Raw genomic sequence first — 14381 nt, 5'->3', positions numbered from 1 at the left:
GATGCTTCGCATTCCAAATCGGCAAAATCCACTACCACCACTGTATTGTACGGAATTTTCAGTTCAGAAAATTCCTACCCATGAAAAGTAACATCTGCTCCACAGGGAACTTTCCCCGCTTCTGCCTCCTGCATCTTCGAATTACTTTCTCATAATGATCTCGTCTCTTCCCGGACCATTGGAAACCATCGTGATCGGCACTCCGATCTCCTCCTCGATGGTCTCGATATACTTCTTACAGTTCTCCGGAAGATCCTCGTAGTTCTTGATTCCGCGGATCTCGCATTTCCAGCCCGGAAGAGTCTTGTATACCGGTTTTGCTTTCTCAAGCTCCGGAGTTGTCGGGAAGTCTTTTGTTACCTTTCCATCGATCTCATATCCTACGCAGATATGAAGCTCGTCAAGATATCCTAAAACGTCGAGAACCGTGAGGGCAACCTCTGTGGATCCCTGGATCTGTACGCCATATCTTGATGCGACTGCATCGAACCATCCCATTCTTCTCGGACGGCCTGTCGTCGCACCGAACTCACCGCCGTCACCGCCGCGGCGTCTTAACTCGTCTGCCTCTTCACCGAAGATCTCGCTGACGAACGCACCTGCGCCGACTGCGCTGGAGTAAGCCTTAACGACTGTTGTGATGTTCTTGATCTCGTACGGCGGGATGCCTGCGCCAATCGCGCCGTATGCAGCCAGTGTGGAGGAAGAAGTAACCATCGGGTAGATACCGTGATCCGGATCCTTTAAGGAACCGAGCTGGCCCTCTAAAAGGACATTCTTTCCTGCCTTGATCGCATCGCGAAGGTATTTGGATGTGTCGCATACATACGGAGCGACCATCTCCTTATACTCCATAAGTGTATTGAAGATCTCCTTCGGATCAAGAGCCGGCTGATGATATAAATGCTCTAACATCACATTTTTCAGTGTGCAGACGTTTTCGATCTTATCCATCAATTCCTTCTCATCACCGAATAACTCGTTGACCTGAAAACCGATCTTTGCGTATTTATCAGAATAGAACGGAGCAATTCCGGACTTTGTGGAGCCGAAAGACTTACCTGCCAGACGCGCTTCCTCATAAGTATCAAATAAAATGTGGTACGGCATTAAGATCTGTGCTCTGTCGGACACGAGGATCTTCGGCATCGGAACGCCCTGGCTTGTCAGGTCGTTTAACTCATTTACAAGGAACGGGATGTTTAATGCCACGCCGTTTCCGATGATGCTTGTTGTATGATTATAGAATACACCTGACGGAAGAAGATGAAGGGCAAATTTTCCGTAATTGTTGATAATTGTGTGACCAGCGTTGCTACCGCCCTGGAAACGGACAATAATGTCGGATTCCTTTGCAAGCATATCTGTGATCTTACCTTTTCCCTCATCGCCCCAGTTGGCGCCTACGATTGCTCTAACCATGTTCTAATATCCTCCTTTGGACGTTTAAACGGAATGCGCGTTCCGCATCCCGGCGTCTTACGCGGTTGTACGTGTCATACTCATGACACTCCCATAGTTTACAACAAAATTATCCATAAGTAAAGACAATATTTATTATGAACTCCATAATAGCTGATTATGAGTTACTTTTCATGGGTAGGAATTTTCTGAACTGAAAATTCCGTATGATACCGTTATGACCGCGGATTTTGCCGATTCGGAATGCGAAGCATCGGCAAAATCCTGTTACAGTGCGCGGGCATGGAGTGCCCGTGTACTGTAACGATTATGGCCTTCGGTTCATACAGGGCACGAACTACAGACGGAAAACATTTTATCCTATACTTTTCGTTCCCTTAAGACCTCTAAGAACCTCTCTCCTGCCGAGGAGATCGGCACCTTCTTATCCGTCACGACGCAGATCTCGCGCTCCGGCATCATCTCCCGGAAGGCGAGCTCGAAGAGCTCCCCGCTCTCGATCTTCTCCTTTGCGAACTCTTCCATCACGCAGCCGATCCCCATGTTCCGGATCGCGAACTGGACGATCATGTCACTGGTGGCCAGCTCAAACTCCGGCTCCAGAACGATCCCACGCTGTTCCAAAAAGCAGTCCATAAACTTTCTGGTACTCGTATCTTTTTCCAGAAAGATGCAGGGAAGTTGCTCCAGCTCCCCGTACTCCATTCTCTTTCCCTTCAATGTCCAAAACTTATTTCCAGCCACAAAGGTATTCCGGATCTTCTTCACCTCAAAGGATTCCACCTCCGGTCTTGCATCAAAAGGCGTGCTCACCACACCGAAATCGATCTTTCCCTCGTACAGGGACTCGATGGTCTCCGGTGTCGGCGCGTTTGACACCATGACCTTGATATTCGGATAGCGCTCATGGAAAGTCTCAAGGTACGGGAGCAGGTAAAACTGCAGTGTCATATCGCTGGCACCGATCCTCACCTCTCCCATGTCCATATCCACAAGACGTTTTAACATCTCCTCACCGTCCATGAGGTTTTCCATCCCGCGCTCCACATATGGATACAGAAGCTTTCCCTCTGTGGTGAGCCGCACACCCTTCTGGGTCCGAAGAAAAAGCTTTGTGTTCAGCGCTTTTTCCAGCTGCTTGATCGCCTGACTCGCCGCCGGCTGGGAAATGCAGAGCGCCTCTGCTGCAGCGGTAATGCTGCCGAGGCGCCCTACATAGTAAAATACTTTATAATATTCCGTGCTGATGCTGCTCGCATGATCCATTATACGTTGATCTCCGCTTTCACTCCGAGAAGATCCGCGTTTTCTTTTAAAATCGGGCGGACAACCTCATCCAGGAACTCATCTACCTGCTTCGGTGCGCGTCCGACGTACTTCTTCGGATCCATCGTCTTCTTTAACTCATCCAGGCTTAAATTGAAGGACGGATCTGCCGCGATAAGCTCTAAGAGGTTGTTGTCCTTTCCTTCTACCTTCACATTCTTTCCTGCTTCCATGGAAAGTTCACGGATACGCTCGTGAAGTTCCTGTCTGTCTCCGCCGGCCTTTACCGCATCCATCATGATGTTCTCAGTAGCCATAAACGGAAGCTCGGCCATTAAGTGCTTCTCGATCACCTTCGGATATACCACAAGACCATCCACAACATTTAAGTAGAGATCCAGAATACCGTCGATCGCAAGGAATCCTTCCGGAACGGAAAGACGCTTGTTCGCGGAGTCATCCAGGGTACGCTCGAACCACTGGGTGGAGGCAACGAGCATCGGGTTCATCATATCGGACATCACATAGTTCGCCAAGGACGCGATACGCTCACTTCTCATCGGGTTTCTCTTGTATGCCATAGCGGAGGAACCGATCTGGTTCTTCTCAAACGGCTCTTCCACTTCTTTTAAGTGCTGGAGAAGACGGATATCGTTGGAGAACTTATGGGCGCTCTGGGCGATTCCGGCAAGAACGGAAAGCACACGGCTGTCGATCTTTCTGGAATATGTCTGACCGGATACCGGGTAGCACTGGGAGAATCCCATCTTTGCGGCGATCCGTCTGTCTGCCTCGCGGCACTTCTCATGATCCCCATCAAAGAGCTCTAAGAAGCTTGCCTGGGTACCTGTAGTTCCCTTGGAACCGAGTAATTTCATGGAACCGATCACATGGTCAAGATCCTCAAGGTCAAGGCAGAGTTCCTGTAACCATAAGGTCGCACGCTTTCCTACGGTTGTCGGCTGGGCCGGCTGGAAGTGTGTGAATGCCAGTGTCGGGAGCTCTTTATACTTATCAGCAAAATCAGAAAGCTCTTTCATCACATTGATGAGTTTTTTTCTGACAAGCTTTAATGCCTCCGTCATCAGGATGATGTCGGTGTTGTCTCCAACGTAGCAGGATGTGGCACCGAGGTGGATGATTCCCTTTGCCTTCGGGCACTGGAGTCCGTAAGCGTATACGTGGGACATCACATCGTGGCGGACAAGCTTTTCTCTCGCCTTCGCCTCCTCGAAGTTGATATCCTCAGCATGTGCCTTTAACTCTTCGATCTGCTCATCTGTGATCGGAAGACCGAGTTCTTTTTCTGTCTCGGCTAATGCGATCCATAATTTTCTCCATGTGCGGAATTTCTTCTCCGGGGAGAAAATATACTGCATTTCCCTGCTTGCATATCGCTCAGAGAGCGGGCTCTGGTATCTGTCGTTCATGACAAAATCCTCTTTTCTAATTCAATGTTTTTCTAATTCAATATATTTTCACGAATTCTCCGCCAACTACGGAGCTTTGTGGAACGTTGAATTTCCCTGATTATTTTTCATAACTTCCGCGGATGTCTTCTTCCGGCGGATCCACCGGATACTCTCCGGAGAAGCAGGCCGTACAGATCGGAAGTCCGTTTGCCATTTCACTTAAGCGCTCCATCTTTAAGTACGCTAACGAATCTGCTCCGATCACCTTGCAGATCTCATCCACGGTACGTTTGTGGGCGATGAGCTGCTCGCTGGACGGGATATCGGTTCCGAAATAGCACGGATAGAGGAACGGCGGTGCGGAAATTCTCATATGTACTTCCTTTGCTCCTGCCTCACGCAGCATATCCACGATTAGGTTGCTGGTGGTTCCGCGGACGATGGAGTCGTCGATCATAACGACGCGCTTTCCTTCCACGGCCTCTTTCAATACGTTTAATTTAATACGGACTGCAGACTCACGGCTGCTCTGGCCCGGCTTAATAAAGGTTCTTCCCACATAGGAGTTCTTTACAAAGGCCATCGCGTAAGGGATGCCGGATTCCATGGAATATCCAAGGGCTGCTGCATTTCCGGACTCCGGAACACCCACAACGATGTCCGCGTCTACCGGTGAATCCTTTGCGAGGCAGCGACCTGCGTAGATTCTGGAGTGGTAAACTCCGACGCCGTCAAAGACGCTGTCCGGTCTTGCAAAGTAAATATATTCAAAAATACATCTCGCCTCTTTTTTCGGGTCATGCATCATGAGATTGGACTTGATTCCATCCTTATTGATCGTCACGATCTCGCCCGGAAGCACATCGCGGACGAAGGTAGCACCGATCGTGTCAAGCGCGCATGTCTCGGAGGTCAGGATATAGGCATTATCACGCTTTCCGATACAGAGCGGCTTGAATCCCTGCGGATCGCGGGCACCGATGAGTTTTCTCGGGCTGCTGATCACAAGGGAATAGGCGCCCTTGATCTTCTTCATAGCGTTTGCCACGGCTTCCTCAGCGGTTCCCACCTTACAGCGCTCTCTCGCGATGTGGTAGGCGATGACCTCAGAGTCGATCGTGGTCTGGAAAATCGCTCCGTCGTAAGCGAGTTCTCTGCGAAGCTCCGGCGCATTGACAAGGTTTCCGTTGTGTGCCAGTGCCAGCGTTCCCTTCACATAATTTAAAACGAGCGGCTGTGTATTCTCGATGGTGCTGCTTCCGGCAGTCGAATACCGGACATGGCCGACACCGATGTTTCCCTTTAATTTTTCCAGCTTCTCTGACGTGAATACTTCGTTGCAGAGTCCCATCCCCTTACAGGCATTGACAACACCTTTCGGTCCGTATGTATCGCTCACCGCGATTCCGCAGCTCTCCTGTCCGCGGTGCTGTAAGGCGAACAATCCGTAATAAATGGTTGATGCAACATCATTTCCGTCCAGATCGTACATTCCGAAAACGCCGCACTCCTCATGCAGCTCGTCTGTTCCCCAGTCTAAAGTAAGTGATTTCTCCATAAATGCTTTTCATCCTCTGATTTATAAGTTTTTGCGATAAAACAGCAGTGTTTCAGTAGAAATTATAATACATACCCTATGGAAAATCAAGAAGAAGTTCCTCTCTCAAGGAGTCCTGTGGACTTCTTTGTGAAACCAGAACAAATTTCCGGCCCCTTTTTCGATCCCTATACCATAAATTTCCCCCTCCGTCTCAGAGGCGGTCCCATCTGGAATCCCTGTTTCAATATCCGGCACCAGGTATGTCTTCTCTGTCATCCTGGAGCACGCACAGGAATACGCGAGCCAGAGGAGTTCCAGCAGTAAAAGGATCCTCGCTGTCTTTACAGCAGCTCTTCTTATCTTTTCCCTTCGGTACCCGTGTCTCCACGGATGGTATGGATGGTACAGATAGCGGATGGCGTTCACTCCTTTCAAAATTCAGGCTGATACTTTTCCACGACTTTTGATAAGTTTTTTCAAGATGTACTCTTATTATATCTGTTTTCGCATATTTTCACAACAGGAAAACTTGTTATCGTTACATTTTAGTTGCTGTGACGGGTAGGAATTTTCTAAACTGAAAATTCCGTACAATACAGTGATAGCAGTGGATTTTGGTGATTTGGAGTGCGAAGCATCGGCAAAATCACGATGCAAAAGAAACAGGGAAATGATCTTCATACCCGTCCTACAGATCATTTCCCCGCTGTCCTGTCTTTCCGGCTCTTTCTGCCGTGTTGAGTTTCATTCCCCGGCAGTCCTGGATTCCGGTCCGGATATTTAGTTTGCCTTGGTGGTCTCCCCAGCAGTGCCGTTCGCTCCCGCCGCAGTAGTTCCTGACATGCCGGTGACATCGTCCGTCAGGTTGTGGATGCCGTCACCCACGTCATCCACCATATCCCGGAGCACACCGCCACTCTCCCCGGCTGTCTGGGACGGCGCGTTCGTGCTCTGGTTTGTGCCGTTTGTCTGTCTCTCCATTGTGGTTCCCGCTCCCGCGCTCCCCGTATCCGGGGCTGTGGTCATATTATTTCCGTTCCCTCTTCCGCAGGCTGTGATGATTGCCGCGGTCATAATGAGAAGCGCGCATGCTCTGATCCATCTGATTTTTCCCATAAAAATAATCTCCTTTCTACGGCTATTATGTGCCATAGAAAGGAGAAGTATTTTGGAAAAAAATGTATAAAACTTTAACCTCTATCAACCGACCACATCAGCCATATCGTAAAGTCCTGCCGGCTTTCCTGCGAGGAATTTTGCAGCCTCCACAGCTCCCTTTGCGAAGATCTCGCGGGAATAAGCGGTGTGTGTGAAGGTGATGACCTCGTCGCGGCCCGCGAACATAATATCATGCTCACCGACGATGGTGCCGCCGCGCATTGCCTGGATTCCGATCTCCTTTGGATCTCTTGCGACACGCTCGGAGGAACGGTCATATTTATAATGATAGCTGTTGTCGAGGCTCTCATTGATGGCATCAGCAAGGGCGATGGCGGTTCCACTCGGGGCGTCGATCTTGCGGTTGTGGTGCTTCTCTAAGATCTCGATGTCAAATCCTGCTGCCGCAAGGACCGGAGCGACCTCTTTCAATGTCTTCATGAGAAGGTTGATTCCGATGGACATATTTGCGGAGCGAAGGACTGCGTCCACCTTGCTCGCCTCTTTCACATGGTTTAACTGGTCCTCGGAAAGTCCTGTGGTGCATAAAACCACAGGAACCTTCTTCGTCTCGCAGTAGTCCAACAGTCCGTCAACCGCCTTTGCGGTGGAAAAATCGATGATGACATCTGCCTCCGGGCATTCGTCGAGGGACTTAAATACCGGGTATCCGGCATAGTTTTCTGTGTTCATATCCACGCCTGCAACGATCTCGATCGCGTCATCCTTGGAAATAATGTCCGTGATCACATGACCCATCACGCCGTGGCAGCCATTCATAATTGCTCTGATCATGTTTTTCTCCTCGTATTTTATTACAGGATACCGAAATCCTGCATTGCTTTCTTTAATACTTCCTGGTGCTGCGGCTCCATCACTGTAAGCGGAAGTCTCGGCTCGCCTACGTTCTTGCCCATTAAGTTAAGCGCAGCTTTTACCGGAATCGGATTTACTTCGGAGAACAGGGCCTCGATCAGCGGCATTGCCTTTAACTGAATGCGTCTGCTGGCCTCGATATTGCCCTTGAAGAACTCTGCGCACATGTCATGAGTCTGCTTCGGAGCCACGTTGGAGAGAACGGAGATCACGCCCTTTCCGCCGAGAGCCAACATCGGAACGACCTGGTCATCGTTTCCGGAGTATACATCCACATATCCGCCGGAGAGCTGAAGAATCTTTGCTGCTGCGGAGAAATTTCCACTCGCTTCCTTGACACCCACAATATTCTCCACATGCCTGCAGAGATCAACGATGGTCTCCGGTGCGATATTCACGCCTGTACGGCTCGGTACGTTGTAGAGGATCGCCGGGATCTTGATGGAGTTGGCGATCTTTGTGAAGTGGGCCTTTAAACCGTTCTGGGTCGCTTTATTATAGTACGGGGAAACTAAGAGAACGCCGTCTGCTCCTGCCTCTTCGGCCTCAACAGAAAGCTCAACTGCTGTCTGTGTGCAGTTGGAACCTGTTCCGGCAACCACCGGGATTCTTCCGTTTACGACCTCACATACGAAGCGGATCACCTGAATGTGCTCCTCCTCAGATGTTGTCGCGGACTCGCCTGTTGTTCCCATTGCTACGATACAGTCTGTTCCAGCCGCAATCTGTTCCTCGATCAGGCTTTCCAGTACTTCATAATTTACCGTTCCATTTTCCTTAAATGGCGTTACAAGTGCTACGCCGGCTCCTTCAAAAATAGCCATCATGCGTCCTCCTCTTTATTATGTAAAAATTAAATGTCTAAGATAGATTGCGCTCTTTTGCGGAACAAAGAATCCTGTTTCACAAAAAAAGGAGCTGAAATCAAATAAGATGTCAGCTCCCGGATCTTTCAGATTAAGCAGCCCTCCATCTTTTTTCTAAAGATGACAGTCATACGGTTCTTCGCCGCATGCCCAGAAACGGGAGCCTTAGGGATTCACTTCCTGTCTCTTCGGCGCCATCCCCTTTTCTCCGGCAGCCATTTCCCATTATCTGCCGGTCTACTCATGTCAGGCGCAACCTCTACTTATCATTTATGGTATCATCATTCCTGATGATTGTCAACGTCAATGTTTTCCATCCGTGAAATATCGGTTACATATTCTTCAATACCTTCCGGACACACGCGCCCGGTCATGACCAGCTCAGTCTCCTCATCTCTTGACTCAAGAAAACTCTGGAATTCTTCCTTCGAGATAATTCCCTGATCCACGATTCCAAGAATCTCATCCAGGATCAGGACATCGCACTCACCGGTCGTCATCACCTTTCTTGCGAAATTGAAGCCGTTTCGCATGTTCATCAGTTCCTCGTGCTTCTGATCTTCCGGAAGGTCCTCAAACCGCTCTTTGGAGTGCTCAAAACGGAAGAATTTGAGATCCGGCTCGAGACGCTTCAGGACGTCTGCCGCTCCTTCTCCCAGCATACCTTTCAAGAACTGTACCATAATGACCCTTTTTCCGCGGAAAACGCCCATCATCGCGTATCCCAATGCCGATGCGGATTTTCCGTATCCCGGTCCGCAGATCACACGGACTCTGTCACTTGCCATGATCATTCCCTCACTTTGTGTATACCGTTAGCTGAAGCTTTTTAAGGCTTCTATTATGCTATATTATCACATCTCTATCCTGTTTGCAAGAGATTTGCCTGTCTGTCAAAGTTGCCCTCCCTGATGTCTTTAATATGTATTTCTACGACTCCGCATGATCCGCACATTCAAGCTTACTGACGGAGACTTCATAGGCCACACGCTTCTCGCACTCCGTCTCGCTGACCTTTTTCGTGTACTCCCTGCTCTGGACACGGCCCCAGATGAGGATCCTTGTTCCGACGCCAAATCCTGAGGCGTATCTGGCATTGCGGCCCCAGGCGATGCATGGGATATAGTCTGACTTGCCATACGGGCGGTTCACTGCTACTAAAAGGTCTGCGATCTCCCTTCCTAATGGCGTCTTCCGGTAGACCGGTTCTTTACAGATATATCCGTCCAGAAAGATCTGGTTCGTTTTCGTGTAGTCCGTGAACTCCTCCATAAAGCGGACCTCTCTGACAAACACGGACAATACCAGACGGTTCTTCGTCCCCTCGTGGCGGTTGTAGGACCGGAACTGACCGGAGGCCTCCATGGTGCAGCCCTGGTAATCCTTCGTCACATCGATCAGACGCTCTGATATCATAAGCGGAATAATGTCCGCCTGCTCACTCAAACGGTTCACGAGAAGATCCACAAGATAAAAGCCCTCCCCAAACACGGCATGGCTGAATGTGAATCCTGAAACGATCGTTCCAATTACGGTTACTTTGTTGTTTTCCATTCCTTTTTCTGTCATAGTATTTTCTCCTTTTTGATTGTTTTTTCCGCTATACGGCTTTTACCGTATATCTGTATGTAATTAGAACGGAAATTAGAACGGTTTTGTGTCATGTCTTTTCAGGTTTTTATCGACGGAAATCCCGGATTTTTTCGGTATTTCGGCATGATCTTCTATTTTTTCTCAATACAGTGGTGACAGTGTTACTGTACACGGGTAGGAATTTTCTGAACTGAAAATTCCGTACAATACAGTGGTGGTAGTGGATTTTGCCGATTCGGAATGCGAAGCATCGGCAAAATCAGTTACTGTTTGCGCAAAGCGTGAACAGTAACGTGGCAGTGGATTCTGCCGCATGCTGTTTTTTTACCACTCTTGTTATTTTTCTCTCTTCATGTTAATATTTTATGATGTTGAGGTCAAAAAGTCTTTTGACCTCTCTGATATAGAAAGAAAGGGCATGACCGACAGGATACCTCCTTCGCGGTTATGGAAAGGTCAGGATCTTATGCTTCGCCTGCTACTCTTCGGACGACAGGTCTATTTGAAATATTCCATGGACGAAATGTCCGTTTATGCCGCACAGGCCTCATTTTTCATCATCATGGCGGCGTTCCCGTTTTTTATGGTGCTTCTGGCCCTGATCCAGGTGGCCCCCATGATCCATGAGGCAGATCTTCTGCGTTTTCTGCTGCCTGCGATCCCGGGCCGGTTCCAGGGGCTTTTGATCTATCTCCTGGACAGCCTGCACTCCGATTCCCCGGCAGCGCTGATCTCTGTGACTGCTCTTGCGGCGGTCTGGTCCGCGGCAAAGGGAATGCTCGGGATCGAAAAGGGCTTAAACCGGGTATTCGGCGTCACATCGCCGCGAAATTATATCCTTCGCAGGGCCCTCTGCAGCGTTTATACCCTGGCATTCTCCCTGATGTGTGTGACGAGCCTTGCGCTCCTCGTATTCGGAAGCTTCCTGCAGGAGATGCTGTTAAAATGGTTCCCGGCCCTGTCTTATCTCTCCGGGATGATCTCCCTGGGACGCGGACTTGTGATGTTTATCATGCTGATGATCTTTTTCACCGCCATCTACACGGCACTTCCGCACCGGAGGCTCTCGATCTGCGGCCAGATCCCGGGAGCCATGTTTTCCGCCGCCGGATGGGCACTCACTTCCCTGGCATTTTCCGTTTACTTCCGGTATTTCGGCACATACGCTGTCACGTACGGAAGTTTGACTGCGGTGATCCTTTTTATGCTGTGGCTTTATGTCTCGATCTGCATCCTGTTTGTGGGGGCGGAGATCAACTGGTTTTTGCTGTTTTATAAAGAAAAGATCATGTCGATAAAAGAAAACGGACTGCCCTGATCAGGCAGTCCATTTTCTTATAATCCGTAGATTCTTTTCGCATTTTCATAAAAGACCTTCCCCCACTTCTCCTCAGGAATCAGCCATTTTACGACTTCGATGTAGTCTCCGTAGTTGGCTAACGGCCAGTCTGTTCCGAACATGAACTTTTCATACTGGCTGCAGTAGGAGATCCAGGTCTTTAAGGCATCAAAATATCCTCTCTGCTGCTCTAAAAGCTTCGGGAAATCGATCTTCCCCTCCAGAAGGCCGGAGAGATCCGTCATCACGTTCTCATTTTTCTCCACGACAGCCGCCGCGTCCAGGAGCCACGGATTGCCGAAATGGCACATGACAAAGTTTACATCCGGATGACGGACTGCCGCCTCGTCCAAGGTCAGCGGATGACTGTATTTTAAGTAGGCGCGGGAACCAGCTGTCTGGCCCATGTGGATCGCCACAGGCTTTTTGTACGCCTTTGCGAGATCATAGAGCGGCTCGTACACCTCATCCGTCACATACATCTTGTTGTATCCGGGATAGAGTTTGATTCCGACACAGGTATCCCGCTTTAAGTTCTCCTCCACCTGGTCCAGGCTCTTCTTTTTGTCCTCGCTCACGAGAAAATCCCGGTCGATCCCCACACAGTACCTTAGGAACTCCGGGTAGGAATGATCCACCGGATCCACGCCCCGGTTTCCCATGACGACTCCTCCCTCAATATTGTATTTCTGATAGACCGCCCTTAAGTCTTCCTCTGTATTTTTATGTTCCGCCCGCACCGCGATCTCCTGAAAGTAGGGATTTTCCGGCACAAAGTGAAGATGTGCGTCGATGATCTTCATAGTCTCGCTCCTTAAGTCAATATACAGGAAAAACCCCTGTTTTAAGGGGTTTTCCTCCGTTTACGGGGCCTAGAAGTATTTCTTGCTGCCCCACAGATTACACCGTTTCAGATCCAGATATTCGTGATAGGCTTTCTCCAGAATCTGCTTCTCATTTGAGAATTTCAGAAGGTGGTACGCCTCATAATATTTGTAATATCCGGAATCTACGAAGTATTCTTCGCGCTGTGGTTTACTGTAATAACTGTCCGCCATCATTAAATACCAGTGGACTTCCTTTTCCACCGTATCCTGCGGCGTGTTAAATGAATACTGGCTCTTTCCGATGTACTTAATGATCTGGGCCTGGACCCCGGTCTCCTCCTTCACCTCTCTGAGAGCCGTTTCTTTAAACTCTTCTCCTGCTTCCACAGTTCCTTTCGGTAAGACCCAGCCTTCGTACTTGTTTCTGTAGTTCTTATAGAGAACCAGGATCTTGCCGCGAAATATAACCACACCGCCGCAGCTCGTTGCTTCTATCATTGCAATTCCTCCTGACAGGCATTCAAGGGATTCCGCCCGAAAGCAGATTCCGCAGGTGTGTTTTTTACTGAGTTTAGTATACTTCTTTTTATCCGTGTTTGCAACCACGTTTTCACTCGCAGAAATTTCCATAATGTGTTACAGTACACGGGCACTCCATGCCCGCGCACTGTAACAGGATTTTGCCGATGCTTCGCATTCCGAATCGGCAAAATCCACTACCACCACTGTATTGTACGGAATTTTCAGTTCAGAAAATTCCTACCCATGAAAAGTAACCATAATGTATCTTCAGAAGGCTGATCATATATTTCACTGCGGTCCACACCTTACGCCGAAACAGAAAAACTCCGGCAGACCATACATCCGCCGGAGTTTCCTGTCTATGACCAAAGTTCAGTCATTCATTTTTTATGAACGATAACCATTCGGATTCTTGGACTGCCAGTTCCATGCGTCACGGCACATATCGTCGAGGTTTCTCTTTGCCTCCCAGCCAAGCTCCACCTTTGCCTTTGTAGCATCAGAATAGCATGTCGCGATATCGCCTGCACGGCGCGGTTTGATCACATACGGGATCTCTTTTCCAACCGCCTTGGAAAAAGCGTGGATCACGTCAAGAACGCTGTATCCGTGACCTGTTCCGAGATTATAGATATATACCGCCGGCTTATCATCAAATTTCTTTAATGCCTTTACATGGCCTTCCGCAAGATCCATCACATGGATATAGTCGCGGACACCCGTTCCGTCCGGTGTATCGTAATCATTTCCGAATACACCCACCTCTTTCAACTTTCCGATGGCAACCTGGGTGATGTACGGTGTCAGGTTGTTCGGGATTCCTTCCGGATCCTCTCCGATCAGACCGCTCTCATGAGCTCCCACCGGATTGAAGTAACGGAGCAGGATCACATTCCACTCCGGATCTGCCTTCTGCATATCGGTAAGGATCTGCTCCAGCATACTCTTTGTCTGTCCGTATGGGTTTGTGCACTGTCCTTTTGGGCACTCCTCTGTGATCGGAACGAAAGCCGGATCTCCGTAAACGGTAGCGGAGGAGCTGAAGATGATCTTCTTCACGCCATGTTTTCTCATCACATCGAGAAGGATCAATGTACCGGTAATATTGTTGTGGTAGTATTCCCACGGCTTTGCGACTGATTCGCCAACAGCCTTTAATCCAGCAAAGTGGATCACTGCGTCGATCTTCTCCGCATCAAAGATCTTTTCCATCGCGTCACGATCCAGCATATCTGCCTTGTAGAATGTCAGATCCTTTCCTGTGAGCTTCTTTACACGGTTTAATGCTTCTTCCGACGCATTGTAAAGATTATCAAAGACAACGACCTCATGTCCCTGTTCCAGAAGTGCCAGGCATGTATGGCTTCCGATATATCCTGCGCCGCCGGTTACTAAAATTCTCATGATGAACCCTCCCATGAATTTTGCCGTTCTGAGATACGGTTATTATTTCGGATCCTTTTCCCCGGATCCTGTCCTCGTTATCATTTTAACACTGCCCGTAATAAAAGAAAATATCATTTTTCTTTTATTCAATACAGATTTCTTTTTTTTACAGTA

At 49.0% G+C, this 14381-nt stretch carries 14 protein-coding genes and 1 riboswitch; of the genes, 1 reads left to right on the top strand and 13 read right to left on the bottom strand.

Translation table 11 applies throughout. The features are described 5' to 3' along the window. Positions 1-141: 141 nt before the first annotated feature. The 10 genes from GPK83_RS13430 to GPK83_RS13385 form a co-directional block, all read right to left on the bottom strand. Positions 142-1422: an adenylosuccinate synthase gene (locus GPK83_RS13430; RefSeq protein ID WP_117483220.1), complete on the bottom strand. Its 1281-nt coding sequence runs from the start codon at positions 1420-1422 to the stop codon at positions 142-144. 360 nt (positions 1423-1782) lie between these two features. Further along, on the bottom strand, positions 1783-2688 hold the full coding sequence (locus GPK83_RS13425; protein ID WP_144364716.1) for a LysR family transcriptional regulator: 906 nt from the start codon (positions 2686-2688) through the stop codon (positions 1783-1785). Next, positions 2688-4118, bottom strand: coding sequence for an adenylosuccinate lyase (gene purB / locus GPK83_RS13420; RefSeq protein WP_015554240.1), 1431 nt, complete (start codon positions 4116-4118; stop codon positions 2688-2690). Before purB ends, GPK83_RS13425 begins: the two co-directional genes overlap by 1 nt. A gap of 100 nt (positions 4119-4218) precedes the next feature. Beyond that, complete coding sequence (gene purF / locus GPK83_RS13415; protein ID WP_117469441.1) at positions 4219-5658, bottom strand: amidophosphoribosyltransferase; 1440 nt, start codon at positions 5656-5658, stop codon at positions 4219-4221. A gap of 105 nt (positions 5659-5763) precedes the next feature. Next, positions 5764-6075, bottom strand: a complete 312-nt coding sequence (locus GPK83_RS13410) for a hypothetical protein (RefSeq protein WP_117469440.1) — start codon at positions 6073-6075, stop codon at positions 5764-5766. A gap of 345 nt (positions 6076-6420) precedes the next feature. Continuing rightward, positions 6421-6756 (bottom strand): hypothetical protein, encoded by a 336-nt coding sequence (locus tag GPK83_RS13405; protein ID WP_015554237.1) that lies wholly within the window; start codon positions 6754-6756, stop codon positions 6421-6423. Between the two features lie 84 nt (positions 6757-6840). Beyond that, positions 6841-7593: a 4-hydroxy-tetrahydrodipicolinate reductase gene (gene dapB, locus GPK83_RS13400; protein WP_015554236.1), complete on the bottom strand. Its 753-nt coding sequence runs from the start codon at positions 7591-7593 to the stop codon at positions 6841-6843. Between the two features lie 20 nt (positions 7594-7613). After that, a complete protein-coding gene (gene dapA, locus GPK83_RS13395; RefSeq protein ID WP_015554235.1) occupies positions 7614-8498 on the bottom strand; it encodes a 4-hydroxy-tetrahydrodipicolinate synthase in 885 nt (294 codons plus the stop codon). A 130-nt stretch (positions 8499-8628) separates the two neighbouring features. Further along, positions 8629-8810: riboswitch (Lysine riboswitch) on the bottom strand. Between the two features lie 11 nt (positions 8811-8821). Continuing rightward, entirely contained in the window at positions 8822-9328 is a 507-nt protein-coding gene (locus GPK83_RS13390) for a cob(I)yrinic acid a,c-diamide adenosyltransferase (protein ID WP_015554234.1), read from the bottom strand. A 142-nt stretch (positions 9329-9470) separates the two neighbouring features. Then, complete coding sequence (locus GPK83_RS13385) at positions 9471-10109, bottom strand: single-stranded DNA-binding protein (protein ID WP_015554233.1); 639 nt, start codon at positions 10107-10109, stop codon at positions 9471-9473. 490 nt (positions 10110-10599) lie between these two features. Between GPK83_RS13385 and GPK83_RS13380 the strand changes: the two genes are divergently transcribed. After that, positions 10600-11451: a YihY/virulence factor BrkB family protein gene (locus GPK83_RS13380; RefSeq protein WP_117504033.1), complete on the top strand. Its 852-nt coding sequence runs from the start codon at positions 10600-10602 to the stop codon at positions 11449-11451. 17 nt (positions 11452-11468) lie between these two features. Here GPK83_RS13380 and GPK83_RS13375 read toward each other — a convergent pair whose 3' ends face one another. From GPK83_RS13375 to galE, 3 genes are all read right to left on the bottom strand, one after another. Then, positions 11469-12275: an amidohydrolase family protein gene (locus GPK83_RS13375; RefSeq protein ID WP_117514674.1), complete on the bottom strand. Its 807-nt coding sequence runs from the start codon at positions 12273-12275 to the stop codon at positions 11469-11471. A 69-nt stretch (positions 12276-12344) separates the two neighbouring features. Continuing rightward, the gene (locus tag GPK83_RS13370; RefSeq protein WP_117469623.1) at positions 12345-12797 is read right to left on the bottom strand and encodes an NUDIX hydrolase; all 453 of its coding nucleotides are present in this window, start codon (positions 12795-12797) and stop codon (positions 12345-12347) included. 411 nt (positions 12798-13208) lie between these two features. After that, positions 13209-14225, bottom strand: a complete 1017-nt coding sequence (gene galE / locus GPK83_RS13365; RefSeq protein WP_015554230.1) for a UDP-glucose 4-epimerase GalE — start codon at positions 14223-14225, stop codon at positions 13209-13211. Positions 14226-14381 lie beyond the last annotated feature (156 nt).

Source organism: Clostridium sp. MCC328 (assembly GCF_018785465.1).
GTDB lineage: Bacteria > Bacillota > Clostridia > Lachnospirales > Lachnospiraceae > Pilosibacter > Pilosibacter fragilis.
Note: the sequence above shows the minus strand (reverse complement) of the source record. Positions and strands in the feature narration are given on the sequence as shown.